Source organism: Roseivirga pacifica (assembly GCF_900111145.1).
In the GTDB taxonomy this organism is placed as follows: domain Bacteria; phylum Bacteroidota; class Bacteroidia; order Cytophagales; family Cyclobacteriaceae; genus Roseivirga; species Roseivirga pacifica.
The window spans coordinates 452,838-478,729 of sequence record NZ_FOIR01000001.1 but is presented as its reverse complement, the minus strand read 5'-3'; the positions used below and the strand labels follow the sequence as shown (position 1 = coordinate 478,729).

At 42.9% G+C, this 25,892-nt stretch carries 17 protein-coding genes; 4 read left to right on the top strand and 13 right to left on the bottom strand.

Going from position 1 to position 25,892, the window contains the following annotated elements; translation table 11 throughout:
• Position 1: 1 nt before the first annotated feature.
• On the bottom strand, positions 2-1,000 hold the full coding sequence (locus BMW98_RS02150; protein ID WP_090256745.1) for a FecR family protein: 999 nt from the start codon (positions 998-1,000) through the stop codon (positions 2-4).
• 45 nt (positions 1,001-1,045) lie between these two features.
• On the bottom strand, positions 1,046-1,627 hold the full coding sequence (locus BMW98_RS02145; protein WP_162844648.1) for an RNA polymerase sigma-70 factor: 582 nt from the start codon (positions 1,625-1,627) through the stop codon (positions 1,046-1,048).
• Positions 1,628-1,754: 127 nt separating this feature from the next.
• Here BMW98_RS02145 and BMW98_RS02140 point away from each other — a divergent pair, with 127 nt between their 5' ends.
• From BMW98_RS02140 to purE, 3 genes are read left to right on the top strand one after another with little or no spacing between them, the layout of a single operon-like run.
• Positions 1,755-3,551: a MutS-related protein gene (locus BMW98_RS02140; protein ID WP_090256743.1), complete on the top strand. Its 1,797-nt coding sequence runs from the start codon at positions 1,755-1,757 to the stop codon at positions 3,549-3,551.
• 53 nt (positions 3,552-3,604) lie between these two features.
• Entirely contained in the window at positions 3,605-4,741 is a 1,137-nt protein-coding gene (locus BMW98_RS02135) for a 5-(carboxyamino)imidazole ribonucleotide synthase (RefSeq protein WP_090256742.1), read from the top strand.
• On the top strand, positions 4,738-5,247 hold the full coding sequence (purE, locus tag BMW98_RS02130; protein WP_090256741.1) for a 5-(carboxyamino)imidazole ribonucleotide mutase: 510 nt from the start codon (positions 4,738-4,740) through the stop codon (positions 5,245-5,247). Before BMW98_RS02135 ends, purE begins: the two co-directional genes overlap by 4 nt.
• A gap of 7 nt (positions 5,248-5,254) precedes the next feature.
• Here purE and BMW98_RS02125 read toward each other — a convergent pair whose 3' ends face one another.
• From BMW98_RS02125 to BMW98_RS02115, 3 genes are all read right to left on the bottom strand, one after another.
• The gene (locus BMW98_RS02125) at positions 5,255-5,479 is read right to left on the bottom strand and encodes a hypothetical protein (protein WP_090256740.1); all 225 of its coding nucleotides are present in this window, start codon (positions 5,477-5,479) and stop codon (positions 5,255-5,257) included.
• Between the two features lie 73 nt (positions 5,480-5,552).
• Positions 5,553-8,282: an AsmA family protein gene (locus BMW98_RS02120; protein WP_090256739.1), complete on the bottom strand. Its 2,730-nt coding sequence runs from the start codon at positions 8,280-8,282 to the stop codon at positions 5,553-5,555.
• A gap of 87 nt (positions 8,283-8,369) precedes the next feature.
• The gene (locus BMW98_RS02115) at positions 8,370-8,903 is read right to left on the bottom strand and encodes a PepSY-associated TM helix domain-containing protein (protein ID WP_090258183.1); all 534 of its coding nucleotides are present in this window, start codon (positions 8,901-8,903) and stop codon (positions 8,370-8,372) included.
• Positions 8,904-9,117: 214 nt separating this feature from the next.
• On the opposite strand from BMW98_RS02115, the gene BMW98_RS02110 reads away from it, so the two are divergent.
• Positions 9,118-9,975 (top strand): hypothetical protein, encoded by an 858-nt coding sequence (locus tag BMW98_RS02110; protein WP_139177354.1) that lies wholly within the window; start codon positions 9,118-9,120, stop codon positions 9,973-9,975.
• A gap of 3 nt (positions 9,976-9,978) precedes the next feature.
• Here BMW98_RS02110 and BMW98_RS02105 read toward each other — a convergent pair whose 3' ends face one another.
• The 8 genes from BMW98_RS02105 to tpiA form a co-directional block, all read right to left on the bottom strand.
• A complete protein-coding gene (locus BMW98_RS02105; RefSeq protein WP_090256737.1) occupies positions 9,979-12,219 on the bottom strand; it encodes an OmpA family protein in 2,241 nt (746 codons plus the stop codon).
• Between the two features lie 89 nt (positions 12,220-12,308).
• The gene (locus BMW98_RS02100; protein ID WP_162844647.1) at positions 12,309-14,624 is read right to left on the bottom strand and encodes a patatin-like phospholipase family protein; all 2,316 of its coding nucleotides are present in this window, start codon (positions 14,622-14,624) and stop codon (positions 12,309-12,311) included.
• A 77-nt stretch (positions 14,625-14,701) separates the two neighbouring features.
• Positions 14,702-15,991: a peptidoglycan DD-metalloendopeptidase family protein gene (locus BMW98_RS02095; RefSeq protein ID WP_090256735.1), complete on the bottom strand. Its 1,290-nt coding sequence runs from the start codon at positions 15,989-15,991 to the stop codon at positions 14,702-14,704.
• Between the two features lie 87 nt (positions 15,992-16,078).
• Positions 16,079-18,097, bottom strand: a complete 2,019-nt coding sequence (locus BMW98_RS02090; RefSeq protein WP_090256734.1) for a protein-disulfide reductase DsbD family protein — start codon at positions 18,095-18,097, stop codon at positions 16,079-16,081.
• Positions 18,098-18,110: 13 nt separating this feature from the next.
• Positions 18,111-19,499, bottom strand: a complete 1,389-nt coding sequence (locus BMW98_RS02085) for a dipeptidase (RefSeq protein WP_090256733.1) — start codon at positions 19,497-19,499, stop codon at positions 18,111-18,113.
• A 77-nt stretch (positions 19,500-19,576) separates the two neighbouring features.
• Complete coding sequence (locus BMW98_RS02080; RefSeq protein ID WP_139177352.1) at positions 19,577-24,265, bottom strand: hypothetical protein; 4,689 nt, start codon at positions 24,263-24,265, stop codon at positions 19,577-19,579.
• Between the two features lie 31 nt (positions 24,266-24,296).
• On the bottom strand, positions 24,297-25,127 hold the full coding sequence (gene prmA / locus BMW98_RS02075; protein ID WP_090256731.1) for a 50S ribosomal protein L11 methyltransferase: 831 nt from the start codon (positions 25,125-25,127) through the stop codon (positions 24,297-24,299).
• Positions 25,127-25,888 carry a triose-phosphate isomerase gene (tpiA, locus tag BMW98_RS02070; protein ID WP_090258182.1) on the bottom strand — a complete coding sequence of 254 codons (762 nt, stop codon included), beginning with the start codon at positions 25,886-25,888 and terminating at the stop codon, positions 25,127-25,129. Before tpiA ends, prmA begins: the two co-directional genes overlap by 1 nt.
• Between the last annotated feature and the right edge of the window lie 4 nt (positions 25,889-25,892).

The following is a 25,892-nucleotide window of genomic DNA, read 5'->3' as shown; positions in this document are numbered from 1 at the left end:
TTTAATTGTTACACGCAAATCCTTCTAATTTTATGTGAGAATCTTTAGTTGTTACAGAAGTGATGTTCAGATTGGTCTGTTGGAAGGTCTCCAAAAACTCCTGTAGATTGTAGTTTTCAAGTACCGCATTATAACGGCAATTTTCCATAGCCTCACTGTACTCAATCGTTACATTGTAGGCTTTTTCAATGTCCTTAAAAACTTCTTTAAAAGGGGCATTATCAAATTCTAGGCGCTTTGTCCACCAAGCTGAATAGTTCTTATTCTTAACCTTTTCTCTGGTAAGTTTAGAACCATCGGTAGCAAGTACTGCTCTTTCGCCAGCAGTAAATACTTCCTCAGTTTCTTTTTTCGCTTTGTGGCCAAATTTCACGCGACCTTCGGTTACGTTAAGTTCCACCTCTTTGCCTTCATAAGCTTCAAGGTCGAAAGAAGTACCCAAAACTTCAATTACGCCAGTCGATGCATCGATAATAAATGGTAGCTCAGGATTTTTCGTTACATCAAAGTTGGCGCCACCGGTAAGGGTTACATTTCTATTACCTTTGCCAAAATCTTTGGCCAAGGTAAGTGTAGAATTTGCATTTAATTTAACCGCGGTGCCATCGGGCAGGACTACATCTTTAATTCCGTTTGTAGTGGTGTAAAAAATCGTTTCGTCAGAAACTGTAGCGCCACCGTCTTTAGCAATGTAGTCGTTCACAAAATAGCCAGCGGTTAGCACTATAAGCAAAGTGGCAGCAATTTTCATAAAGCTGTACTTTGGTTTGCTCGGCATGTGCACCACCTTGGCTTGTTTTTGCTTCAATTGTGGAGCAACTTTTTCCCAAGCGGCATTTGCGTTAAACTGCTGTTGTGGTTTTTCAATCAGGTATAACAGATCCAGTTGCGCCTTCAGCTCATTCTGAAGCGCATCATCCTCTACCAACTGACGCTCAAACGCCAGTCTCTCATTCTCCTCTAAATCGTTGGCCAAATATTTAGCCACTAACTGTTCCATTACCTTGCGGTTTTCAATCTGTGTAAAGGTAACAACCTGTACCTTCTATACCCCTATATTAAAAAGTGTTAAAAACACAAAAATTGTTAAATAGTCGCTCAAATGGTCGCGAAGTATCCTAAGGGCCTTACCCATGTGTACTTCAACTGTCTTTTTAGAGATGCCCAACTCATCGGCAATCTCGTGGTATTTCATGCCATCTTCTCGGCTTAGCCTAAACACCCTTTGGCATTGCGGAGGTAACGACTCCAAAGCATCATCAATTCTCTTTTGCAACTCAAAGTCTGGCTGGTGACTTACATAGCTCTTTTTGACTACATCAATATTTTCTTGCTTACGGCTAACATAAGTAGCCACCACCTTTTGGTGCTTTAAATAGTTGAGTGCGGTGTTGTAAACTGAACGAAACAAGTAAGATTTAAAAGAAACATCTGCCTTGATCAGGTCTCGTTTCTCCCACAAATTCACAAACGTGGCTTGTGCTATTTCTTCTGCGGTATCTTGATCGCGAATAATACGGATGATGTAACGACAAGCATCATCGTAATACATTTGAAAAAGCTGGCTAAAGGCCTGTTCATCGCCTTTTATAAATGCCTCTAATAACTTCTCTTCGTCTAGATTCACAGTGTAGTCCAGTGTCGGGTGATGAAGATATTAAGAAATTTGAAATTGTACGAAACACACAATTGACTAGCTTCGTGAAACCACTTTCTGAATACCTAAAATCGATTAACAACCTAACATTATTTTTTTGAACTCTAGCAACGAAATCTTCGAAAAGCGAAAAAGTCAATTTCAATCAGAATCTAAGTCGCTCAAAACCAAGTCTACCAATATTGCATGGTTTCGTGTAGCGGTTTTTGTTGCAGGACTAATCGGTATTGTTTGGTTTGCCAATAAAGGCCTGATTGAAGCCGTAACCATAGTAACAGTCGCTTTACTGGTAGCATATGTGGCATTATTAAAACACCACAATAGGGTAAAAACCAAGCTCAAGCTTTACGAAGCACTAGCCCAAGTAAACGAGGAAGAATTACTACGTGCCACCAACCAATTAAAGGCATTGAAAACGGGGGATACATTTTATGATGCCCAACACCCTTACCATGAAGATTTGGATGTTTTTGGCAGACATTCTCTCTTTCAATTACTCAATAGGTCTGCCACTACAGAAGGCGAGGCACTTTTAGCCAACTGGCTGAGCAATCCTGCAGGTATTGCTATGGTAAATGAGAGACAGTCTGCCGTTAAAGAACTTGCCGGACTACTAGATTTTAGGCAGTATTTTGAAGCCTATGGTAAAGCCGCTGAGAAAGAAGCCGGGTCGAAAGAACCTTTTATCAATTGGTTGCAGCAAGAAGAACGCCTAAAAGGCAAAATCGCTTATCAAATCTTGTTAGCCGTTGTTCCGCTAAGTATTCTCAGCACCATTGTATTGGCATATATGGGCACCGTGCAAACCGGCCTACCCATTCTGCTCTGCTTTGTGAGCATTGGTATTTTAGGAACGGTTTTTAATCGCATAATGGAAATTACCAAGCAGACTGAAAACGGTTATAAATCGTTGCAGTCGCTAAAGGAGCATTTGGTGCTAGTAGAACAGCAGCAGTTTAAAAGTCAATCCCTCCAAAATCTTAGACACCAACTTATAGCTGAGGAAAGAAAAGCATCCAAAACACTTTCCGAACTCAAGTTTATACTTGATAGTATGCAGAACCGCGCCAACTTTCTGTATGCAATTTTCGATATGATCTTGCTGCTCGATGTTTTTTGGTTGCTCAAAATATTAAAGTGGAAGCAAGATAATCGCATCGATATCACGGCTTGGTATGCTACCATTGCTCAGTTCGATGCGCTAAATAGCTTGGCCGGCTTTGCCTACGCCAACCCGAGCTTTGCTTATCCCGAGCTGGTAGATCAGCCTTTCTATATTGAAACCAAGGAAATGGGGCACCCATTAATTGATGGAAAAAAACGCGTAAGCAATGATTTTCTATTTAAAGGAAAAGGCGGAATCTGTTTAATTACCGGCTCGAATATGAGTGGTAAAAGTACGTTTTTACGCACCCTTGGAGTAAACGTAATTTTAGCCCAAATAGGAGCGCCCGTTTGTGCCACCCAGATGAAACTTGGCCCAACAGATGTGTTTACCAGCATGCGCACTAAAGACGAGCTAGAAGAAAGTGTTTCTTCTTTTTATGCCGAATTAAAGCGATTGAAAAAGCTTTTAGCTTACATAAACAGTGAAAAACCAACGCTCTTTATGATTGATGAAGTACTAAAAGGAACCAACTCTGAAGACCGACACAAAGGCGCTATTGCCTTGGTGAAACAGCTAAACAAAGCGCACGCATTCGGTTTGGTTTCTACCCACGACATTGTGCTGGGCAACCTAACCAACGAATTGCAAGGGGTGAAAAACTACAGTTTTAACAGTCAGATTGTAGCAGACGAAATCATTTTCGATTATACGCTTACCGATGGTATTTGCCAGAGCTTTAATGCCACCAAGCTAATGCAAAAGATGGGCATCGAAATTCCCGAATAGGCCAGCTTTTTTAAAGAATTAAATACCTTTGCAGCAATAATTCAGAATTGCTTATGGCTTTTGATTCAAACATTAAACTTGGCGTTTTAGGCGGTGGCCAGCTAGGGCGCATGCTCATTCAGTCAGCCATCGACTTCAACCTCGATGTTCACATTATCGATCCGGACGAAAACGCTCCTTGTAAGCACATTGCTACGAGTTTTACCGTTGGTAAGCTAACGGATTACGATAGCGTAATGGCTTTTGGAAAGGACAAAGATGTGCTGACCATTGAGATTGAAAACGTAAACACCAAGGCATTAAAAGACTTGCGCGATGCTGGCAAAAAGGTTTACCCACAGCCCGAAATCATTAAATTGATTCAGAATAAGCTACATCAAAAGCAATTTTATGCCAAAAACGGAATTCCGACAGCAGATTTTAAAGCTACAGCTACCAAAGCTGCCGTTGCCGAACTAAAAGAGATGCTGCCGTTTGTGAACAAATTGGAAACCGAAGGCTATGACGGTCGCGGGGTTTCAGTAATTCGCACCGAAGCCGACTTGGACAAAGCCTTCGACAAACCGAGCTTTGTTGAAAAACTGGTTGACTTTGAGAAGGAGTTAGCCGTAATAGTTGCCAGAAATGAAGCCGGTGAAGTAACCACCTTCCCAACAGTTGAAATGGTTTTTCACCCTGTGCATAACTTGGTAGAATACCTTATTTCTCCCGCAAGCATTTCACCCGAAGTAGAAGAAAAAGCCCAAACTTTGGCAAAAACTGTTGTAAACAAGCTCGAAATGGTCGGTTTGCTCGCTATCGAAATGTTCTTAACAAAAGACGGTGAGATCTTAGTGAACGAAATTGCCCCAAGAACACACAATAGTGGTCATCAAACCATTGAAGGCAATGTTACATCTCAGTTTGAACAACACCTGAGAGCTGTACTCAACTGGCCTTTGGGCAATACCGAAACCGTGGTTCCTGCAGCTATGGTAAATCTTTTGGGCGAAGATGGCTATACTGGAGAAGCGCAATACGAGGGCATGGACAAAGTGCTGGCGCAAAAAGGCGTGCATATTCATTTATACGGTAAAAAGCTGACCAAGCCCTTCCGCAAAATGGGGCACGCTACAATTAGCGACCACGACATAGCGCAACTGAAGGAAAAAATTAACTTCGTAAAAGAACACTTAAAGATAAAAGCATGAGCAAGGCAAGCGTAGGCATAATAATGGGCAGTACTTCCGATTTACCTGTAATGAAGGAAGCTGCTGAGGTTTTGGAAGAGTTGGGAGTAACCTGCGAGGTTACTGTAGTTTCGGCTCACAGAACACCCGAGCGCATGTACGAATATGCCCAAGGTGCCAAAGCCAAAGGTTTAAAAGTGATTATTGCTGGTGCCGGTGGTGCCGCTCACTTGCCTGGCATGGTGGCCTCTTTAACCACGCTGCCGGTAATTGGTGTTCCGGTAAAATCTCGCAATTCTATTGACGGTTGGGACTCTGTACTTTCTATTCTGCAAATGCCGGGCGGTGTGCCTGTAGCCACAGTGGCTTTAGATGGTGCCAAAAATGCCGGTATTCTAGCTGCGCAAATGATTGGCGCATTTGACGAAACCGTTGGCGACAACTTGGCCAAGTTTAAAGAGAACCTGAAGACTAAGGTAATTGATGGCGTGAAAACGCTTGACGAAAAAGGCTGGAAGAACTTTTAATTTCGGCCTAAACCTCAAAGTCTGGCTCTTTTACACTTGCAAAGTAAAAATCGAACCAGTATTCATATTCGCTGTACTGAATGGCATCAGCCACATAACCTTGTGCGGTTTTGAGGCTGATGAAACTCGTTTGGGGAATCCAGCTTTTTAGCTCCAATGCCTGATCGAAGGGAAGCTTGGACAGTTGAACATAACTAGTTCCTAAGTCGATATGTGGGTGTGCCTTTGCCATTGATTCTGCAAGTTTAATCAATAGACGTTAGCAAATTGCTTATGTTAATTTAAGCCTGTATTAATTTTTTGTGCTAGTTATTATCGTTCTTCTTTTTCTTCTTTTTCAGCAAGTTCTCTAGTGCGTTTTTGGCCTTATCCTTGGCTTCTTCCAGCACCTTCGCACTATCCTTTTTTATACCAAGTTTTTCGGCAATCACAGTAGATAGGGTGTCTGCTTTTTTGTTAACCAAACTATCAAGCTGATTTTGTAAGCTGTCCTTTTTGGCTTCAATCACATTGTTTAGAGAGTCTTTTGCCTCTTGCTTTTTCTTTTCAAGTTCTTTCTCTAGCTCCTGCTTTTTCTCTTCTACCTTAGCTTCAAGGCTAGCTTTTACGGCACCGCCAACACTTTTCCCATCTTCCGTTTCTACACCTTTTAGTTTAAACTGAGGGTCGTTAAACTGGCCTGTCATACCTAAGTTCATCACTACGTTTTTACCCGAAAGCACATCGCTGCCTGTAAAGCTCGAAATCAACGAATTAACCTGTGCACCCACTTCACCAGCAGGAACGATTACACGGAACTCGTAATCAACGCTGCCGTCAATTCCGGTGCTACCAGCAATGGTGGTCATGTAATCGCCAAGTTTTATATCGAAGGGTTTAATGAACAAACGCCCTGCGCTAATTTCAGCCTGCATTTTAAGTTTATCGAGCACCGGATTATCTAGCTTCTGTAATTTGGTAACAGTGCTTAGTTTAGAGAAGAGCTCTGGGTTGTCGAAGCCTGCTTTGGCCAATTCGATCAATCCAGAACCATTAAGCGTAGTATAATCTGGCATCATGTCGGCAGTAAGGCCACCAGAAATGCTAAAGCCCATGCCAAACATTCCAGAAACCTGCTCGGCAATTGGCGCCAACTTTTGCACCATGTCCACACTCTCGAAGCTTTGTGCAATTGACATTTGCTTGGCCGAAATATTCATATCAAACTCAGGTTGTTCTGGTTTGGTGTCATAAGAGCCATTAAGTACCAAATCGCCTCCTAAAGTTTTCAATCCAGAGTTTACCAGTGATATTTTTCCTTCGGCCACATCTATATTTCCTTGAAGGCTGTTCAGGTTGAGTTTATTATAAACTACCTTATCGATAGTAGAACGCAGTTTAAAGTTGATGTTTTCTGGAATACGCACCACCTCAGTTGGCTCATCAGCAGGAGCCTCTTCTGATTCCGCTTCTGCCTCTTCAGCACCTTCTTCCTCAGTCATCCATTCCGACACGATCAGTTGGTCGGCATGTGCGGTAAGTTGGCCGGTTAACACTTCATTATTAAAAGCAAAGCCCAACATATTCTGCAGCTTACCAGTTACATCCAAGTTTGTAGAGCCAAGGCTTCCTTTGTATTCACTCAAAACAACCTCATTGTTGTTAAAAGAAGCTTGTGTAGAAGCGATGGTTACGGCATGCGGCAAATCTGGACTGGCGTATTCAAAGCCTTTAAGACTAAGCGTTCCTTGAGTAGGTAACGCCTGATAACGTTCCGCTTCAAGATCGCTCATTTTACCCTTTGAGCTCAAATCGGCTACTATCTGGCCTTTAAGCACCAAACCTTCTTGTTCTAGCAGACCAACAAATTCCTCCAAATTAATCTGGCCATTTGTCTTAAAGTCCCACTCAGGGTTATCCAAATTCTTTAAAGCCAATGTGGCATCGAACGGATTATTGCCAACCTCTAAGTGAAGCTTAGAAAGATCGATATAGGTTTTGTCCATTGTACCTTTTTCACTTTGCACCTGCAAGTTCATGGCCGCATTCTGGATAGGTTTTGGTAGTTGTGGGTGCTGAATATTTCCGTTTGCTACAGCCAAGCCCAAGTTGAAAGAAGGCATTTCTGTATCGGAATAGGCACCACTAATGGCACCATCGAAAGTTACGTTTCCATTGGCTTGCAAGCCTTCCAGCGAAGAAGCATAAACACCAGGGATGAGCGAAATAAGACTCTTAATGGTTACGCCTGGTGAACCGAACTTAAAGTCCATGTCCATGCGATCGTCCAACAACTGTAAATACCCATCAATTTCGAGCGGCAGCGAATTCAGTTTAAAGCTATTCTCTTTAAAGGTGTATTTGGAATTGGGCAAGTCCATGCTAATAATGGCCTCCAAATCGAGTGATTTTCTTGAGAGGTAATAAGTGCCATCATAGGCAACTTCAATGTCCCCAATACGCCCCTTGGTCACTAGGTCGAAAATGTCGTCCTCAAAATTACCTGTCCCTGATAAATCTAGCTGGGCCAGTTCGGTAAGCACACCAATTGATTGGTCGTAGTAAATAAAGTTTCCGTTGGTAATGTTGATTGACTGAATTCCGAAATTGACAGAGCCCCCTTCAGCCGGCTCTTCGATGGCCTCTGGAACCTCCTCGCTTGGGCGCATAATGTCGTAATTGGCCAAGCCATCCTCTAGGGTAAGAATGGTGATGTTGGGTGAGTTTAAATCGATATTCTTCACCACAATTTGGTCATCGAACAAATATTCTCTCAAACCAACTCCGGCAGCAAAGCTTTTGGCGCTCACCAGTGTATCGCCTTCAAACACGCCCGTTCCTACAATTCCAAAATCGCCCAAACTCACTGTTAGGTCAGGGAAGTTGCCAAAAAGAGAAACCTTAAATCCATCGAAATACAGCGTGCTAGTAGTTTGCTTTGCAAACTCCTGAATCACAATTTCTTTGATCTTATTCTTGAATAAAATGGGAATCAGAACAATTGAAACTATAAGGAATAGTATAATTCCCAGAAATATTTTGAAGGCCTTTTTCATATCAAATTAACGCTCTAAGGTGAATTTAGTTATTAGAAAGTTCAATTGTAAACCGAATGTCCTTCTTTATAATTTCTTAACTGTCCATTATTTGTTCTTGAGTTTTTTGATGCGCTTGGGACCATACCAAAGCCACAGTCCAGAGATTAACAACACCAACAGACCGATGCCTAATACATTCATTGAAATCACTTTGAATGTCTCGGAAATGATGGAACCATCGTGCAAATGCTCAATCCAATCGGAGTGACGTTTGGCAACCGATAGCACCTCTAAGTTTGTGGCATCAATCTGCACCTCCCAACTACCAGTGTCAAAAATCACTTTGGCAATACCCTTTGTAGGACGGTATTCAATTCTATCGAAGTTGCTAGCGGTAAGCCCAAGACTGTCTACCGCCAAAATAGATTTAGCGGCAAGCTCCTCCACCGGGCGGTAGGTGGCCATATCTAAATTCACTCCTTTTTGGGTAGGTGGCTGAAGCAAGGCTACATTCTTTTTCCAGCCAAGTAGAATTCCTGTTAGGGCGCTGATAAAAATAATAACACCGAGCACCAAGCCAATGTATTTGTGAATCTTACGATAGCCTCTTAAGGACTTAGCGAGGGAAGTGGTTTTCATAAGCTTTGAAATGGCCCTAATAAGCCACTTTTTTCGTATCCCCACAACAAGAATTATATATTACGCCAATGTTAATCCATAAATGAAAATCAACTACAAAAGCGTCTATTAGTAGCGATTTCTTTACTTTATTAGTTTAAATGTTAAGAAATTGTTAACTTAGTGTTACCTAGTACGTATATGAGCCACTACGTGACAGCATATAACAGATCGCATGAAAGGGTCAATTATCATATTGATGGCCTGTATGGCCTTGCTCGCACCAAGCGGTTATGCTCAACAAACTTCAGTTGATCAAGGGGATGGCTATATCCAATCACTAAATCAATTTTTGCTACATAAGAATGTAGATAGCAATTCGAACCTAACCTCTTTAGAAGAACTGATTACCAGACTTGAGAAAGTTCGTTCGAGAAGAAGTTCCGATCTGGCTTTTCTTAAGGCAGTATTCTACAAAACACACCAGCGATTATTAGTGAAGTACGATCGTCTTGCTTGTATGGACGAAACGCTAGAATCTGGCAAATATGGCTGCTTAACAGGCACCGCACTTTACAGTATTATTCTTGAGCACTTTGGATTTGAGCACCAAATAATGGAGCTACCAAACCATGTATACTTACAGGTAATGGTGGGAGAAAAAGTGGTAATCTTCGAATCGACCCAACCAAAAGAAGGATTTATAACCGAAGGGTACGAGGTTACAGAAAGAATAGAACAATATTTAACCGATGCACGTAAATCAGTACTACACAGAACTATTGGAGACGGCCTAGAGGATGGAGAAAAGTTACAAACATCGCTAAGTAAGCCAATCGGTAATCAGCAATTGGCAGCCTTACAGTACTTCAACGAATCGGTTAAGAATTACAACAACAGTAGTTTCGGAGAAGCCGCAGATTATGCCATGAGTGCATATGAGCTTTATCCGAACAGAAAAAATGAAATGCTTATGCAGTTAGTTATAAATAAAATAATGAATCAGAAGAAGCTTAAAGATGAGCTTAAGAATACCTATTTGAACAAATACATTCAGTTTATTCAAAAGACTAAATTGAGCCAGACCAAGTAGCGGTTAATCCAGCTTAATTATTTTAAACTCCACACGCCTATTTAACGCTCTGCCGGCTTTCGTTCGGTTACTTGCAATTGGCACTTCTTCGCCATACCATATAAACCTCAGGCGTTCTTCTTTAATGCCGAGTGTGGCTAAACCTCTTTTTACAGATTCTACCCTCCGTTTAGATAGGTCGACATTATAAGGGTCGGTGCCGTAGCTATCGGTATGACCCGCCAGCTCTACAATAGCATTGGGGTAATCATTCATAAACTTAGCCAGGTTACGCATTTCTATCCACGATTGCGGTTTAAGGAAAGTGCTATCGAAATCGAAGAACACATTTCGAATTATGAATGAAGCGCCAGGAGCAGCAGCTACCACCTGTGCATTTACATCGTTAATTACCGGAACCGGGGCGCTACTCAAAATTGCATTTTGGCTTATTGGTGGCAAACCAAGTTCTTGTCTCTGTGCATTCAGTATCTCAAATGTATCGCGTTTTAACTCTGGCATTGCTAGGGTAATTGCTACGGCCTTTACCACATCTAGGGGAACCGAAATTGGCTCACCTTGCTGAAGCTGCGCGCTATCCAAATCCAAGCGGTCAAGCGAAACGGCATATACATTCAAATCGGAAACATCTAGGAGGTCAATTGTAGAGCCTACAGGAACATATCCCGGTATGTCCGCTCGGTAAGAGTAAATCTCGTCTGCTGGTAATTCGATACAATAGTTTCCAGCAGGATCTGTGCGTACTCTACCAACTTCAACACCATCTCTCAAGCGAGAAAAAACCACTTCCGCATCTAACGGCTCTTGTGTTTCAGGGTCAACTATTCGGCCACATAACGAAACCAACCTTAGCTTTTTAGAAACTAGCGGCAAGGTGAAAGAATGAATATCTAAGTCGTTGCCTTCAACCTCTCGGCAGAAATAACCAAAAGAACCATCTACAGGCACAAAAAGGAACATATCATCCACCTCAGAATTTACCACAGGACCAAGGTTCTCAGGCTCTGTCCAGCTCTGCCAAGAGTTGTCCAACCTTCTGGTCATGAACATATCTTTCTTTCCGTATCCACTATGCCCATTAGATGAAAAGAAAAGCGTTTTCTTATCTGGCATTAAAAAGGGGCTTTCTTCCTCTCCTGCAGTATTAATTACAGCACCCATGTGCACTGGCTCAGTCCAAAGACCATCCTTTTGTAAAAAGCTCACATACAAATCTCTTAATCCTTCAGTACCTCTACCTTCTTCAGAAATAATCAATACTTCCTCATCAGGCGTCAGCCAATAGTTTACGCTTTCATGCACATTCAAATCATTGTATATGCGCATGTTCTGCGGGTAAGTCCACTGATTTTCACCAATTCTGATACTTTTAGAAATACCATAATTCATGGTACCAACCACGCCCTTAGGAGTATATTCATTCCCTAGAATGATGTACTCTTGGTCTTCTTGCAAAAACGCACTGATAAAGTTCGGGTCGGCATTGTTCAATGGCTCTCCAATGTTAGTTGCTATGCCCCAATCAGTGGTAGATGAGTCAAAATCCGAATACCAAATATCTTCCAAATCATCTAACCCACCCATGTTATCGGGATGGCCTCTTCGACTAAAGTAAAGGGTACGTTTGTCCTTAGTTACTAGAGGTTTAATCTCACGCGCTTCGCTGTTCACTAAGTCGTTGAGTCGAAACACCTCAAGCTTGGTATTAATGTTTGGCATTAGGTTAATGCCTGCAGTTATCTTATCCGTTGAATTAGAAACGCCAATACAGTCTATTTCAGAAAAGCCATCAATGGCCGTTCCATCAAACACAAGCTTTAACGATGCAACGTTATAGTCGGTTTTATCAATATAAATATTGAGCATGCGCCATTGTTCCCGTATAGGTCCCGGCTTTTGTTCAAATACCAAGTGTTCGTTGTCATCCTCGTCATATGCAAAGATTTTAGCGATAGCACCCGGGTTATAGCTTTCCCCAACAGCAATTTGCACTATGGGCATTGGCAGCTCAAAACCCACTCTTATAAACTCTGCCGTGTTGGGTTTATATGGCCTCCAAGCATTGGGATTTGTTCCGCCAGCAGGTAAAACATTGGGTTTGTCTAGCACTTGGCGTGCGGAATGCTCTAACTCCGTAAGTTCTGAGGAAACTTCTTTGATTGAATTAGCCCATTGAACAGTAGTTTGCGCATAACCTACCTGTAGAACTAATAGCAAAAAAACTAGTGGTGTTATTTTCTTCATGGGTGAAAGTGAGCGATTCACTCCCTCAAAAATAACTTTTTTTTGCTTCCACCAACCTTAATTAAGTCATGAATGGCGTTTATCTATATTTATTCTACCGATTTTTGGTTGAATATGGTATAGCCGATGGATAGCATTAGACCAAAATTCTTCTCCTCACCATCCAAATAGTTAAATCTAAGGCTAATTGGCCCCAAAACAGTACTATACACAAAGCCGGCCATACCCATAAATTGGGGTTTTGAAAAACCCGTATTTACCACCGCTTCTTGATCTAGACCTTCTTCTAACCATTTCAGTGCTTCAAACCCGTAAAGCTCTAACCGCAACTCCAATGAACGCGCAATCTCGAAAACATTGATAATGCCCGCACCAACATAAAACTGAGCTCTAAAATTTGGAAGAAAGTACGTTTTGGAATCGAACATAGGTTCAAAGCTTGGTAAATAAAGTAATGTACTCTGATAATTGAACAGCGGATTAATCGTACTTAATTGAGCGTCCACTGTCCAGCCAAAAGTGTACTTTCCCTTCGGTAGGGAGAACTCCTCAAAACTTACCTGAGCGTTTATCCAGTTTGAGTTTTTATTGATGAATCTATCGCTGGCCGGGTTATAATCTACCGAGGTGGTACCTGGCAACCAATCGGATGAACCATTATAGTACTGCAAACTGGCATAAAACCGCGAGCCTCCTTTAGGAAACAATTTTCTGTCAAGGCTATTTCTTTCGTACCGAATACCCGCATTGTATGCTTTCATCTCTAGGTTGTCCAGATAGTCGTCCGAGGAGAAATTGGCCGTATTACTAAACTCATCTGTATTCCTTACATAGGCCATTTCGCCACTAAAAACACCGCGCTGGCCTGTACCAAACCCTAGTGCACCACCAACCTTTCTATCTATTCTGTCTAATAGAATAGTCCTTCTATTAGGGCTAATTATATCTTTTGAGTTTACATAGTCCCAATGGTTGTAAACCAATTTTGGTTGAAAGTAAAAACGGGTTTTGGGGTTGTAGTTAAATCGGGCACGCATTAGAAGCGACTCGTAGAAAAGCCCCGTAGTAGCGTTAACCTCGTAAGTATTCAGCCTTCTGTTGAAGCTATTGAGTCTTGCCCCCAATTGTAAACTACTAATTTGGCGAGTAGACAAATTTCCACCTACGTCTATCGAAAGGGCATTTCTGGCGGTGGGCTTTAAATAAAGCTCTAGCACAAAATATTGCGACTCGCTATCGTATGAAAAATTTGGATAGATATTCTTAAAGTAAGGTTCGCTAACCAACTGGAAGTAGGCAGACTTTATTTGCTCTAAGTCGCGGGTTCCGTTTTTAAAGTTGATGAGCTTTTGTACAAACTTGCTCTGCTTATCATCAAAGCCATACAATTCTAGCCGCCCAAAGGCCAAGTCTTTAAAGCCCGATCGAAACTCATTTCGCTGTAGCTGCACCAAGGATTTATTAATGGTATCCTTAATCATCGGTTTAAAGGCAAGAAGTTCTTTCTTAGCGGCCACATAGCCAGAGTCTATAAACTGACCAACTTTCGCAAAATCAAGCGCTGATTCCTCCACAATGTTTGGCTCTATGTAAAGGTTACCCTCACCAATTCTACTTGGATCAGTTTTGTCCAACACCATAAAGAGCAGCATGTCATTCATTATGCGTTCATCCTTGCCAAAGGGGTATTCAGCGCTAATTTTCGTGCCTACATTTGAACCGATAATTACATCTGGCTCAAATGATTTCTCCATTATATCAACCGGAAAGTTATTGTAAATACCACCATCGAAAAGGTACTTGTTGGCCACCTTAATGGGTCTGTAAAAAAGCGGTACCGCCATGGATGATCGGGCTGCCTGCATTACAGAGCCCGAATCGATAGGAATAGCGTTTTGCGTAAACAAATCGGCCGCTACAGCTCTATACGGAACAAATAAGCCGTTAAACCTGTCTTCGGCACGCTGCGATGCTTGGGCCAAATACTCATTCAGAATAAAATTAATGATCAGGTCGTTGGCCAAAGGTGTATTAACGGTTGGTCCCGAGCCCTTATCTAACAACAAATCGAAAGTAAACCATGAGGCGTTGTCTTGCGCCCTGGTATAGTTGTAATGATAGCGCTCCGAGTTCGTTCCATTTACCCAATTGGTAAAAACCGGATTACGAATAATACTCTCAATTTCCTCCGGGCTATAGCCAGCAGAATAGAAAGCACCAACAATGGCCCCCATCGAGGTACCAACAATGTAGTCAATGGGAATTCCCTCTTCCTCCAGCGCTTTTAATACACCAACATGGGCGGCTCCTTTTGCGCCTCCACCACTTAAAACAACTCCAACACGCTGCGCCTTAGCAGTATGTGCAACTAGGATAATTAATAAAAGAAAGAGGATATTTCTCACCTTGCAAAAGTTAATAAAGGGATTGATACCCTTCACCATTGCAAGGTGATTTTTGTGTTACCAACACAGAAAAACTGTTATTTACTGCTCGCAGAATAACTCTGGTCAGCGTATGGCATGGTAATGTCAGTCAATTTCTTTTGAGTAAGCGACATTACTGATTCAAAGCGAATGATGTACTCATCAGCCAATGGTTCTTGTGCAGGAAGTTTTTCCTTTAAGAAATCTACCTGCTGGCCTCGTTTCCAAAAACGGAAGCATAAGTGGTAACCTGTAGCCAAGCCTGTTTTACCTACATAACCAATTACATCGCCCTTTTTAACACGCTGCCCTTGCTTAAATTTGCCGAAGCGACTCATGTGCAAGTAGCCGGTAGTATAGGTGCCATTGTGCTTAATTTTTACATAATTACCATTGCCACGTGTGTAACCGCGTGCCGTAATTACACCATCGCCAGCGGCTTTAATTGGCGTACCTTTGCTTGCTGCATAATCGGTACCAAGATGTGGCGTTCTTCTTTTAAGTACCGGGTGAAAACGCGTTGGATTATAGCGTGACGAAATTCTTGAATATTCAACTGGGTAACGTAAAAAGGCCTTTTGCATACTCTCACCTTTTTCGTCATAATAGTTCAGGCCATCACCTTTATCGAAGGCATAGGCCATGTAAGAGTTGTTCAAATGGTTGAACTCTGCACCAAGAATATTGCCTACTCCAATTGACTCTCCGTTTACGAGTTTGTCTTCGTATACAATTTTGAACCAATCGCCTGGGTGCAGGCTGCGCATGTCCATTTGCCAGCCATAGAGGTCGGCCATAGCATTTACAAGCGCTGGCGTTCCGCCCTCTTGGCGGATTGAATGATCGAGCGATTGCGTAATAATGCCGGCCATTGTGCGCTCAACAATCTCAACCGGCCTGTTCTCTTTGTAAACCGCTAGCGAGTCTTGCAACTGGTACATAATGTACTCCGTTTGGTTTGGCTCATACACTAAGTAAGCAGCACGCTTAAGCGAATCGGTGGTATAAAAAATGGTATAGTTCTTTCTAGGAATGAAGTTCCGAACGCTAAACACATCGCTCGAAATTTTATCGATAGTGTATATATCTTGCAGGCTTAGGTTGTAGCCTTCCAGAATTTCTGCAAAGGTTTGGTTACGCTTAACCTGTCCTTCTTCAATCTGATACTCGTCTAGTGAAAGTCCGTAACGATATTCCGGCTCAACAATTGGTTCCGGCTCTTCAAGCACCAGCTCTTCTTCCGGTGTATCATTTGAATCCGTTTTCGATTGAAATACGAATACATAAGTCAAGATGGAAATGATAACAACAGCACCCCCTACAAATCCCAGCAGTTTCTTATTCATTTGTTTAATTTTCTACCTCGAACGACAAAAATAGTATTTTCGCTTACTTTTCCTCAATATTTTCAAAGAGACTGAAAATCAGCGTGTTTAACGCTTTTCAAATTCTGCCTTTGCTTTGTCCAAAAACATCACAAAATTATCGATGCTAGGGTCGTAAGCCTTTGGCTGAATTAGCGGTTGTTCCTCGTTATCGAGCAGTACATAATATGGCTGAGCATTGCCATTGAACTTTCTGATCTGAAGATCGAAATTCTGTTTTCCCACAGTCTTCTTCACCTTATTATCGAAAGGAGAAGTGTACCATTCTGACTCAGGCAGCTCCGTTTTATCGTCCACATAAAGGGCCACAATCACGTAGTCGTTTCGCAGTCTCTGCAACACTAACGGATCACTCCAAACATATTGCTCCATCTTACGACAATTTACACAGCCATGCCCCGTAAAGTCGATAAATAGCGGTTTATTCACTTCTTTGGCATATTCCAAGGCTTGCTCATAATCAAAGAATCCTTTTAAGTCGTGTGGTAATTCCAGAAAATCCGCATGCTTCACGATCCCATCGAAATCATCTGGAGCAACGGCTGACCGCTCAGGTGGCTCCTTCATGCCCAAGGCTACCTGAAACGAAAAATCCGTTTGCTTTACAGGAGGCAAGTAACCTGCTAACGCCTTTAACTCTCCACCCGAAAACCCCGGAAACAAGTACACGGAAAATGCAATGGCACCAACGGCTAAAGCCATGCGCAAGGGATGCTTAGAGCGCTGCTTGCTATCGTGCGGAAAACGAATAATTCCGAAAAGATAGAGTCCCAGTAAAAACGCAAGAACGAACCAAATAGCGATGAATATTTCGCGATCCAAAATACCCCAGTGATACGCCTGGTCAGCCACGCTCAAGAACTTGAAACCAAGCCCAAGTTCTATAAAGCCAAGCACCACCTTAACCGTGTTTAACCAACCGCCAGATTTTGGCAGTTCTTTCATCATACCAGGGAAGAAAGCGAAGAGCGTAAATGGAATAGCAAAGGCAGATGAAAAGCCCAACATTCCTACCACAGGCTTAATTACCTCGCCTTGAAAAGACTGGATTAAAACGGTACCTACAATTGGTCCGGTGCACGAAAATGACACCAACACCAAAGTAAAAGCCATAAAGAAAACACCTAAAAGGCCGCCCTTATCAGCTTTTCGATCCATTTTATTCACAAAGCCAGTAGGTAAATTAATTTCGAAGTAACCGAAGAATGAAATGGCGAAAATTACGAATACCGTAAAGAAGATAATGTTCGCAACTGCGCCAGTGGCCAAATCGTTGGCAATGCCCACACCAAACAAGCTGGTAAACAACAGCCCAATTAATATGTAAATGAGTATGATGGAAACCCCGTAAAACAGGGCCTTAAACTTTGCTTGGCTTTTAGACTGCGAATTGTTGGTGAAAAAGGCCACCGTCATGGGAATCATAGGGAAAACGCATGGCGTTAAAAGTGCCGCTAAGCCAAAAAGGAAAGCTGCAAAAAAAAAGCCCCAAAGGGACTCTCCCTGATCAGCCTCCAAAAGCTGATCATAATTTCCTGCGACCTTATCGCCTGATTTATCTGCTGGTGTATCCACAGGGTTTTCGTCTGGCGACTCCCCTCGAACAGTAATCATTTTAAAATCGAAGTCTTCGGTACCAAGAATACACAGCCCAGTAACATCAGAGCATGTTTGAAACTCCAGTTCGCCAGCAATGTTCAGGTTTTTGCTCAGCACCTTAATGGTTTGCCTAAACTGGCCCGACCTACCAAAATAACTTACCGTATCGCCCCAAATATCATCGTACTTGCTTTTTGGATCTACAGCGTAGAAGTCTCCAACCAGTTCAAAGGAATCATTCTCTTCAAACAAGGCAGAAGCGGGAACAGCCATTACACTTTCCTTCTGTTCTACTGCATAGATGTACCAATCTTTAATAACCGATACGTTAAAGATCAGCTCAACTTCATCGCCAACCTGTACATCCTTCGGTAGTGCATCAAAAGTCCAGCTAGTGGTTACTTTAACCTGCGCCTGCAGTTGGCAGGCAAAGGCTAAAGCAATTAGGGCAAATAGTAATTTTCTCATAGGTGCAGGTGTGTTACTTATTCATTTCCGCAAAATTCTTGAAGAACTCCGGAATGGTTTCAATGCCTTTAAAGAAGTTGAAAACACCATAATGCTCGTTTGGCGAGTGAATGGCATCGGTATCCAGACCAAAGCCCATTAACACAGTTTTGCTTTTCAATATTTCTTCGAACAAGGCCACAATAGGAATGCTACCTCCACCTCTATTTGGAATTGGTTCTTTGCCAAAAGTAGTTTCCATGGCCTTGGCCGCAGCCTGGTAGGCAATAGAATCGGTTGGTGTAAGGTAAGGCTGCCCACCGTGATGAGGGGTAACTTTCACCTTTACCGAAGGCGGTGCGATCGATTCGAAGTGCGCTTTGAACAGCTCAGTGATCTTCTCTGGCTTTTGGTTTGGTACCAAACGCATTGAAATTTTGGCATAAGCTTTTGATGCAATTACCGTTTTGGCGCCCTCACCAGTGTAGCCGCCCCAAATTCCGTTTACATCCAATGTAGGTCTAATAGAGGCTCTCTCTTTGGTTGAAAAGCCTTCTTCGCCCTCCACATCGCTCAAACCGATTGATTTCTTGTAATCTTCCTGATCGAAAGGTGCCATGGCCATAGCAGCACGATCTTCTGCTGTTACTTCCAACACATCGTTATAAAAACCAGGAATGGTAATGTATTTCTTGTCGTCCTTTAGCGAAGCAATCATTTCTGCCAATACGTTGATTGGGTTTGGCACTGCACCACCGTAAAGTCCAGAGTGCAAATCTCTATTAGGCCCTGTTACTTCAACTTCTACATAGCTCAGGCCACGTAGACCTACAGTGATAGAAGGAGTGTCATTAGAGATCATGTCGGTATCCGAAATTAGAACCACATCGGTTTTCAACATGTCTTTATTCTCCAAAAGGAAGGTCTCCAAATGCTTAGAACCAACTTCTTCTTCACCTTCAATGATAAACTTGGTGTTACACTTAAGCACGCCAGCGTCCATCATGGCTTCAAAAGCCTTAATGTGCATGTACATTTGGCCTTTATCGTCAGCAGAGCCACGGGCAAAAATAGCACCTTCAGGGTGTAGCTCGGTTTTCTTAATTACCGGCTCAAATGGTGGCGAATCCCACAAATCCAATGGATCTGGCGGCTGCACATCGTAGTGACCGTAAACCAAAATAGTCGGAGCATTTTCATCAACTAGCTTTTCGCCATATACAATTGGGTGACCTGCCGTTTCACAGATTTCTGCCTTGTCGGCACCGGCTTCTACCAGCTTTTTCTGAATGTATTCTGCTGCTGTTCTTACATCGGCTTTGTACTTGCTATCGGCACTTACCGAGGGAATTCTCAGCAGCTCTAGCAACTCCTCTAAAAACCGATCTTTGTTAGATGAAATAAACTCGTTGACTTTACTCATATGATTATTTGGTTTGACGCCCAATTTACGCTTTAACTATTAATTGATGAACCAAATGGAGGTTTTCTGCCTGTTGGCTAAAAACCATCACCTTCAATAGTGTCTTTCTTCTTCAATGTTTGGTTAGACTCCGAAGCCATTAACAAGCGATATGGCTCATCAATTCCATAATACAGCTTTCTAAAATCCATTACCCACTGCATTACTTCTGGCTGGGTATTCATAAATGGCCTAAAAGAGCCCACCTTATTCTTGCCACTATTGGCGTTCATTATGGTTGCATTATACGCATCGTTCGAAGAAAAAGATCCCATTACAAAACCATCGTAGTTAAAGTAATACCATGTGCCATCGGTCATTTCCAAAAGCACGGTAAAAACATCACCATCTGGGGTTTTACGTATTTCCACAAAACCGTCCAATTCCATGTTTAAGTTGATGTTGGAAACATTAGAAACACCAATTTTACCTTTGCTATAAAACGCCCTGTTTTGCTTAGACCAGTGCAGCTCTACGTCCGTAATTACTATGTCTTTAAGTAGCTCTTGCCCCTGCGAAACATTAGGCAAGGCAGCAGGCACTGTTTGAAAAGACTTGTCCCATTTGCGGGTGGCTTCATCCCCAATAAATTCCGATACACGATAAATCAACTCGGAGCGGTCGTCCAGAGCTTTCGCAACACCAAGCTCTTCGCCCATTTTAGCCAAATCTTGCCCCATTGCGGCCAAGCCTTCTACCGGCAAACCGAACGAAAGTGCAAACATCGAATTAACCTTAAGAGTGGCTGAATCTAGATTTCCCGTACCCTTTCCGGCAGCCTGCACATTTCCGCCCTGAGGCCCACCGATAAAGTTGAGTTTCCCTTCAAAAGACACCTCTTGTGTGGCTTCTTGGTAAGTAAACATACTGCCCGCGAAGTAAGTACTCGGGTCTTCCAGCTTGTTCGGGTTGTCTATTCTGTAAGAAGAATCGGCCGTATGGAAATAGAGGTTTCCTCCCTTCGGCACAAAGAAGTCATCGTCAAAATGATTGCGTTTTTCCGTGATAAACGACATGTAGATTTCACCCTTATCATCAAAGTGCAAACCAGCATTTAGCGGCTGGCCTTGTTTGGTGAGCGCCTCGTCAAAAGGAATAATTACCTCACTAATGTCGTCATCACTTTTATACTCAATCCAAATATTTCTTTCGCTCAGGCTGGCCAAATCTAGCTTTACCGCACCATCTAGCTCCAATGCTTTCCGGTAGGCATACATGGTAATTTTTCCTTCGAAAATAAAGCCAGAAGACACCTTTACGCCCTGCGAACCCGCCACCGTACCACTGGCTTTGGTGTACGGCTTTTTATCTTTTTCGCTTTCAATAAACTGAAACTCATCAAACTGAATGGCGAAAGTATCTTGTAGTGCGTTGATCAATTCATAAGTGGCTTTTCCTCTAAAGCGCTTTCTTGAAAGAATCTCTATTTCAGCATCGAACATACGGTGGTAGTTGTTGCCCGAATCGAGCACAATTACCGCGTTGGTAAGCGTACCAATTTGCGAGTTTTCCAAAATTGTTAGTGAGTCCCCTTGCGGAGTAATCCTAGCATCGGCCACCTGAATATGAGGTATCCCCTTTACGGTAAGCTCCTTACTATTGATGTCGTAAACGGCATCCGTAGCATTAAATGCAAGCGAGTCGAGCACTTTGTTGGTAGAGTAGAAGAATGACTGCTCCAGCGGAGTTTCCTCCGGCTTGGTCATTACAATCTTTTTGGCCTGAATGTCCCATTCCGCAGAAGGAATGGATGTTTTAAACTCTGCAAAAGGAAATTCTAGAGCGGCCGCCCCGGCTACTTCTGGCTCTACAGTAGCTTTTTGTGCCACCAAATCGTAGTTAATCCGCACATCTTCCGAGCTCAAAATTGGCTTTGAAGAATCTTCAGTTTTAAGGGTAAAAGTTGTATTTCTAGACTCGAAGGAGTTGGTGGAAAAAGCAATAGAATCCGAAAGCACTGTGGAGCCCTCCATTAGCATTTCGCCTTTTCCAAAAAGGCCTGAGGTTCGCAAAATGAGCTGCCCACGCAAATCGGCCTGATCATCGAAAATGCGGAATGGCCGCGCCTCGCTCAGGTTTTCCAACAGCATGCTATCACTTTTGGCCAGCCAGTTCATGGAGTACTCTTCAATATTCATGGAAGGGAAGGAGGTACTGTCAATGGTTGCCGCTTCCAAACTGGCCGAAATCCCTTTTTCCGAAACCATCGAATCGAGAAAAAGCGTGGCGTTTTCGGTTAAGAAATTCCCAGACAAGTACTCAATATGACCTGGCGTGGTAATACCATTGTTATCCAGCTTCAATTCGCCAAAAAGGCGACCACCCGTCTTGTACAGGTTATATCCACTATCGGGAATAGCATGCACAAAACCCAAACTATTATCTTCCATTACGCGCAAGTCTTCTTTAAAATCGGGAAGAATTCCGTTGGTATAAAGTGTTCCTTGAAAGGCATATTTAGTAGGATCGGCATCGGCCACACTGTCGAGTTCAAAAGGCGGCACATCAAAGTAAATGGTGCTGTCGTAAGCCCCCTTTAACACCGTGTTTTTATCAAACTGAACACTGGCACTTTCGCTCGAAGAGAATATCGGATATTGAGGAATTGAGCGCAGTGCCGACTTGTTATCTATCTCGTTGATACGAAGCACCCCACTGGTATTTACCAGCTGGTTACTCAATGCCTCTCGCTCACCCTCAGAAAGCTCCACAGCCAATTTAATAGAGTCAATGTTGGCCAAATTCACTAAAAAGCTATCGTAGCTAAACTTGAATTTGGTGCCATTGAACTGAAAGTTCCCGGCATCCAAGCTACCGTCAAATTCAATATCTCGGTTCTTCAAAAGCTTGATTTCGCCATCGGTAGGGGTAATTACCACTTCCAAAGAATCACTCACCAAGAACTGCTCAACGCCCCGCACAGTCATTACAGAATCTTTAAAACTAATGGTGGCATTTGGCGCAGAAGCAATGATGGAAGGAATCAGTAGATCATCATAATCGTAGGCTTCGCTAAGGGCCGAAGCCTCTTTAAAGTGCTTTCCTTTTTCCAACAGGGTGATTTCGCCAAGCTCGGCATCGTATTTTACCATGCCGTTTGCCATAAGCACTTCCATCGACCGTTTTAACAGTGCTTCCTGAATTTGGTAGTCATTCAACAGTTGACCAACATAGAAAGTATCGCCATACTTTTCGGCCATACTGTTGGCGATAATTAGTGGGTGGAAGCCGAAAACTTCGGCCATATCATTGAACCGTGTAGCGCTAAAGAAGTCCTTCGATTCAATAATAAGCGGTACATCAGCACGGGCAGAATTTACCATTAGATTTAGCGAATCGGCATTCAGATCCCATTGCACCTCGTCACCAATCATGTCCATGTTGTAGTAAGAGCTGCGGAAAGGCGTGGTTTTAAACCCTTTCACTTTGGTTTCTGCCTCCAGGTAATCTGTCTTAAAGTTGTATTTAAGTTCTACTGCCGGATGAACAATCGAGTCGCCATTGTGGTAAAGCGTAAGCTCGGTTCTGTCAGAACTTAGGAGTGAATCTTTGTGGTTAAATTCAAAGTGCTTGCCCCGAGCCCTAAATTTTCTTTCGCCATTTATAGTACCATAAACCGTTGAAGGCTCTTTGAATTTCGACTCGGAATAGAAGTTGTTTCCTTGAAAATATATTCCGCCAACAAACCTGATCTTGTCGCTTTGTACTTGGTTGATCTCGTTATTGGCGTAATAAGAAAGAAAGCGAGGGAAGGTTTTCAATTCAGTTCGGCTCACACTAAAATCGAGCGACAGTTCACCTTGAATCGGTTCACTCAGCTTATCTGTATCCATAAAGAGTACATTTTCGAAGGTGTACTGTAGCTGGCCGGGCTCAAATTCATAAGTTCTTAGTCGGGCAAAACGCTTATTAGCATCCACGCCAACATTCTCCCAAGTAACGCGGCCATCTTGCGCACTAAACCTATTTTGCTCAAAAAAGTAATAAGCCTCTATGCCACGAATGGCAAACGTATCGTAGTAATTGGCCAGGTATAAGTCTCCCTTTTTTATGTGCATAATTGGCCCAAACTCCTCGAACATTGGCGGCATAGGAGCAGTGAGCGGATTATTATCTTGCGGCTGTGCATTGGCATCGGCCGGGGCCGCTTCGCTGGCCTCCCAAACCTCATTGCCTGTAGATTCAGGCGCTTTGTTATTCTTTAGTTCGAAATCTGCGTTTTTAAAAAGCACCGTAACAAAGCGATCTTGATAGAAAATATCTTCCGCCAAAAAGCGCTGCAATTGGGCAAACAAAGCCTGAATACCCGCTTTATCTTTTTCGGCACTTAGCGTTTTCATCAGCCCCAACAGCTCTACTTGCTGCGTGGTGCCGAAATTCTTTTCTTCCTTGGCTGTAGCTAAAAGCTGTAACAGCGGCTTAAAATCATAACGGGGGGTAAATCGTTTTTCAGTAAGAATTTGCGCCAACTCGAGCATTTCTTGCTTGCCTTCGGCACCCAAAGCATTTTGCTGCACTATGTTAAAAAACTGCTCGTATTCTGGCGGATAGACCGATTTATCGTCAGCTTCAACCATGGTCTTTAGCGCTGGAGACAGCACCAAAGAATCTGCTTGAGTACCATTTTGCGCATGCAGCATTACCGCACTGCAAAGCAGCAACAAAAGGCTACAAGCTAGCCTCACCGACCATATGATGGGTGCACGCAATTCCACTATTCTAAACAAACGAATAATTTGAGAATATCTTGAATTAATCTCAGCTTTTCTGAAGCACCAAAGCTGCCCACTTATTTCGCTCCGAATCCTTCACCTTTTTTAAACCAAGCGACTCTGCTTTTTCAAGAATTTGTTCCTGATCGAAACTGTAAAAGCCGCTTAGCAGTAGGTACGCTTCATCGCGCATCAGGTTTACATAGTGCTCCATTTCTTCCAACAAAATATTGGTATTGATGTTGGCCAGCACTATATCGTAGGTTTCAGTAAGTTTTAGGTCGGCTATAACACCCTGCTTTACAAATGCGGGCGTTATGTTATTCAGCCCGAAATTCTCTTCGGCATTTTCTATGCACCAATCGTCAATATCGGTAGCGGCTACCGATTTAGCGCCTAGCTTGGCAGCCATAATGGCCAAAATACCCGTGCCGGCTCCAATGTCTATCACATCCTTGTCTTGGTGATCAATACCCATTTGTAATGCTACCATTTGGTGCGTGGTAGCATGGTGGCCTGTACCAAAAGACATTTTAGGGTTGATGACAATGTCGTATGGCACCTCGGGTTTAGGCGCATGAAATGTTGCCCGAATGTATACCTGATCGCCCACTTCTATCGGGTCGTAGTTTTTTTCCCACTCCTCGTTCCAGTTTACTTTCGGTACTTTTTTCAATTCGTACCAAATTCTGGTTTGCTTTCGGTAGCGGTTAAAAAGGGTCTGTACAGCAGGGTGGCTAAACACCGCCTCGTTAATGTAAGCTTCAAAACCAGCTTCGGTTTCTACAAACGAGTCGAAGTCTAGCAACCCCATTTCTGCAATGAGAATTTCTGAGAAAGGCTCATCACAATGTACATTGATCAGGATATAGTCCATTAATATGACTTAGCGATATCTATAAAGTCTCTAGATTTTAATGATGCGCCACCAATTAGGCCACCGTCAACATCTGGTTGTGCCAAAAGCTCTGGGGCGTTGCCCGGCTTCATGCTACCACCGTAAAGGATTGAGATCTTCTCTGCAACCTCGGCTCCGAACTTGCTCGCCAAAGCTTCGCGAATGCTTTTGTGCATTTCTTGTGCTTGCTCTGTGCTAGCCGTTACCCCTGTACCAATTGCCCAAATTGGTTCATAAGCAATTACTACTTTTTCCATTTGCTCTGCAGAGAGTTGGTAAAGGCTTTCTTCCAATTGCTTTGTTACAAAGCTTACGTGGTCGCCAGCCTCTCTGGTTTCCAAAGACTCACCACAGCAGAACAATGGCGTTAAACCTTTGGCCAAAGCCAATTCAACTCTTGCTGCCAGTTGCGCGTTTGTTTCAAAATGATACTCTCTACGCTCAGAGTGACCAATGATCACAAACTCAGCACCGGTTGATAAAGCCATATCGGCAGAGATATCGCCAGTGTAAGCGCCAGACTCATGCTCGCTAATGTTTTGCGCACCAACATGCACGCTGGCTACCTCTGCAGTAAGTTTGCTTACCGCAGCCATGTGAATGGCCGGAGTACACAACACCATAGTGACATCACTTGCCAATTCGTCTTTTGCCATATTTACAACTTCAGAAGCCAGCGAAACGCCTTCTTCTAGAGTCAAATTCATTTTCCAGTTACCTGCTATTACTTTTTTTCGCATTGTT

Excerpts from the sequence above, each read along its gene's own strand:
- BMW98_RS02150 (WP_090256745.1), bottom strand. The coding sequence starts at position 1,000 with ATGGAACAGTTAGTGGCTAAATATTTGGCCAACGATTTAGAGGAGAAT.
- BMW98_RS02135 (WP_090256742.1), top strand. The coding sequence starts at position 3,605 with ATGGCTTTTGATTCAAACATTAAACTTGGCGTTTTAGGCGGTGGCCAG.
- purE (WP_090256741.1), top strand. The coding sequence starts at position 4,738 with ATGAGCAAGGCAAGCGTAGGCATAATAATGGGCAGTACTTCCGATTTA.
- BMW98_RS02125 (WP_090256740.1), bottom strand. The coding sequence starts at position 5,479 with ATGGCAAAGGCACACCCACATATCGACTTAGGAACTAGTTATGTTCAA.
- BMW98_RS02120 (WP_090256739.1), bottom strand. The coding sequence starts at position 8,282 with ATGAAAAAGGCCTTCAAAATATTTCTGGGAATTATACTATTCCTTATA.
- BMW98_RS02115 (WP_090258183.1), bottom strand. The coding sequence starts at position 8,903 with ATGAAAACCACTTCCCTCGCTAAGTCCTTAAGAGGCTATCGTAAGATT.
- BMW98_RS02110 (WP_139177354.1), top strand. The coding sequence starts at position 9,118 with ATGAAAGGGTCAATTATCATATTGATGGCCTGTATGGCCTTGCTCGCA.
- BMW98_RS02105 (WP_090256737.1), bottom strand. The coding sequence starts at position 12,219 with ATGAAGAAAATAACACCACTAGTTTTTTTGCTATTAGTTCTACAGGTA.
- BMW98_RS02095 (WP_090256735.1), bottom strand. The coding sequence starts at position 15,991 with ATGAATAAGAAACTGCTGGGATTTGTAGGGGGTGCTGTTGTTATCATT.
- BMW98_RS02090 (WP_090256734.1), bottom strand. The coding sequence starts at position 18,097 with ATGAGAAAATTACTATTTGCCCTAATTGCTTTAGCCTTTGCCTGCCAA.
- BMW98_RS02085 (WP_090256733.1), bottom strand. The coding sequence starts at position 19,499 with ATGAGTAAAGTCAACGAGTTTATTTCATCTAACAAAGATCGGTTTTTA.
- prmA (WP_090256731.1), bottom strand. The coding sequence starts at position 25,127 with ATGGACTATATCCTGATCAATGTACATTGTGATGAGCCTTTCTCAGAA.
- tpiA (WP_090258182.1), bottom strand. The coding sequence starts at position 25,888 with ATGCGAAAAAAAGTAATAGCAGGTAACTGGAAAATGAATTTGACTCTA.